Source organism: Vibrio sp. V03_P4A6T147 (genome assembly GCF_002241085.1).
In the GTDB taxonomy this organism is placed as follows: domain Bacteria; phylum Pseudomonadota; class Gammaproteobacteria; order Enterobacterales; family Vibrionaceae; genus Vibrio; species Vibrio anguillarum.
Window position 1 is genome coordinate 1 of sequence record NZ_NDIO01000045.1, and the last position, 2,494, is coordinate 2,494.

Below are 2,494 nucleotides of genomic sequence, written 5' to 3' on the forward strand. Positions count from 1 at the left end.
CTTATAACCTAATACCTTATCTAGGTTATTCGTTTTACATGGAAAGGCGGGTAGTAATAATGTAATAACTTTGTTTTCAATGACACACTGAGCTATCTGCGTTTTTAACTTCTGATACCCAGTAAAAGTGGCGTCTGTTTGTGCTAATAATTGGTCTAATAAAATAAAAGCAATATTATCCACACATTGCTGCTGTTGATGATCAAGCATAGTGTTTCCTTATTAAAGGCGAAGACCATTGACGGAATGATGCAGAACCCTCGGTCTTCACTCTCGGTTAAAAAGTTTATAGGCCAGCCAACAGTTCAGCCGCGTGCGCAAGCGACGCGAAAGCCGCAATATAACCATCAGGGCGGATCAGTAAAGCCTGCCCCTGGTAGAATGAACTCTCACTCCAATACTGCCCAGGCTTCGCCTGATCGTACAGATGAAGGCAACGCACAAACGGAGGAATTTCGGATGGTAACTCCGCATCGCCAGTCAACAGAAGCGTAAACGAGCGGTAATCTAGCCATTGGTAAAAGCGGCAACTCTGCTGATCACGATGCATCTCAAAGTCATACACTCGAGAACCTTTTAAGCCACCATTGCCATACCCAATGCCCATACCTGTGATGTTACCAGCTCGTTGTTCAACGATTTGTACATAGTCCTCCGCATGGGTTCCTCGTTCTGAGTATTTAGTCGCACGCACCAATGCACCAGAGCTTTCAATCACGCTGCGAGCCACTGGTTGGCGCTCAACCTGATAACTGTCCAGCAGCGTAGGTGATGCCTGACCACGCAACACCATATTGAGCTTCCAGATCAAATTGAACGCGTCAGCAACTCCGGTATTGAGCCCTTGGCCGCCATTGACCGAATGTATATGGCAGGCATCTCCTGCTAGAAAGACCCGTTGCTGGTGGTCATACCGTTCTGCAACAGACTCCTTAACCGAGAAATAAGAAAACCACTCAACCTGCTTAAACGTCAGTGAATACGGCGACATTGCTCGGTTAATGCGCTCGATAACCTCTTGCTGAGTAAACTCTTCGGTGTCCATACGGATATAAAAACGATCCAAATCACCTTCACGTGGAATCCAGGCGACATCTGACGTCTCAGCCTGAAATACGATGATTTCTGGCACTTTCGGAAAATCTGACTCAATAACACCATCAATCACCGCCCAGATAATTTCTGGTCTCTCGATTTCAAATGGAATCGAAAAATGCTGACGTACAAAAGAGCGCCCACCGTCTGCACCAATCACGTAACGTGAACGAACTCGCTCGCCACTGCTCAGTTCCGTCACGCAGCCTTGCTCATCAACAGTGATATCGACCACAGATAAACCACGGCGCACGGCCGCGTTCTGCGCTTTGACTGCGCTATCTAACGCTTTTTCAATATGTGCTTGTCCCAACATCAAAAAGTGAGGATAGAAGCAGCCTTGCAGCGCTGTCCACCAATGAGACTGGCGTGACAAAAATTGACCATCAGCCCATACCGAACTGGTATTACAGGGTTTGCCTTGCACGTAAAGTGGCTCAAATAAGTCAACGATATCAAGTAACTGCAGAGTTCTAGCATTAAGCGCATCGGCCCGTCCGACCACCAGTGGCCCATTAGATTTATCAATAACTTGTGAGTTCAGACCGCAGCGCTGCGCTAAATAGTGGCACATAAGCCCGACAGGGCCTGCCCCAACGATCATAATATCAGTATGGTAATCACTCATCGGTAAGACTCCAAACTTGGGTTATCAAACGGTGGATCGCTTAGCACCTGAACTCGACGGATATGACGTGGGGTATGCGATAAAAAGCTTTCTCGACCATGCAGTAAGTTAAAGTTATCCGTAATGACCACATCATCATTTTGCCACTCGTGAGCATAAAAATGACGAGGGTCATACAGTGCGTCACGTAAGCTACGGTGGAACTCAGCAATTTGCTCACTATCAATGCCACTAAAGGTCACATTTGGTGGGTTTAGCAGATCGCCACGTTCAGCGAAATGTGGTTCGGCGTAACGAATGACCTCGTGTGAGAGATAGGGATGTTGAGCAATAATCGGGGAAATGGTGTGACTGCAATAGAACTCCATCTCTCGCTGATAGTGCCCCGTGACTTTTCGCCACAATGATCGCTGCTGTTCGGTTGCGTTCTGTAGCGCCTTGGTTGTATGAGTGAAGGTCGTCCGGCCGCCTTGTGCTGGCAATGGCGCCTGAACACATTGAAATATCTGATATTCAGGCACTTGAGGACGGAACATGCCATCCCAATGCAGCGGCATATAGCTACTATCAAAAATATGGTCCTTTGGCTGATCTTTTTGAATTAAATCTAACACTTTGCCAAATGGCCAAATACTGATCTCTCCCCATTGCTCGCAATATTCCGCAAATTGCTCGGCCTGTTCAAAGGCTTTAAATCCACGTATCAATACCAACTGATGCTCAATAAATAGTTTACGCAGTAGTGCTATTGGTACTTCGCTAATGGGAATT

3 protein-coding genes are annotated in these 2,494 nt (G+C 46.8%); all 3 read right to left on the reverse strand.

Features of this window, described 5'->3' with window-relative positions; genetic code table 11:
- Positions 1-210: L-tyrosine/L-tryptophan isonitrile synthase family protein (locus B9J84_RS01655; protein WP_179217499.1), on the reverse strand; the 210-nt coding region annotated here is incomplete at its 3' end.
- 76 nt (positions 211-286) lie between these two features.
- Positions 287-1,723: an FAD-binding protein gene (locus B9J84_RS01660; protein WP_094123386.1), complete on the reverse strand. Its 1,437-nt coding sequence runs from the start codon at positions 1,721-1,723 to the stop codon at positions 287-289.
- Positions 1,720-2,494: TauD/TfdA family dioxygenase (locus B9J84_RS01665; protein WP_094123387.1), on the reverse strand; the 775-nt coding region annotated here is incomplete at its 5' end. The genes B9J84_RS01660 and B9J84_RS01665, both read right to left, overlap by 4 nt.

What these genes read in the sequence shown, in the direction of transcription:
- B9J84_RS01660 (WP_094123386.1), bottom strand. Translation starts at nt 1,723, where the DNA reads ATGAGTGATTACCATACTGATATTATGATCGTTGGGGCAGGCCCTGTC.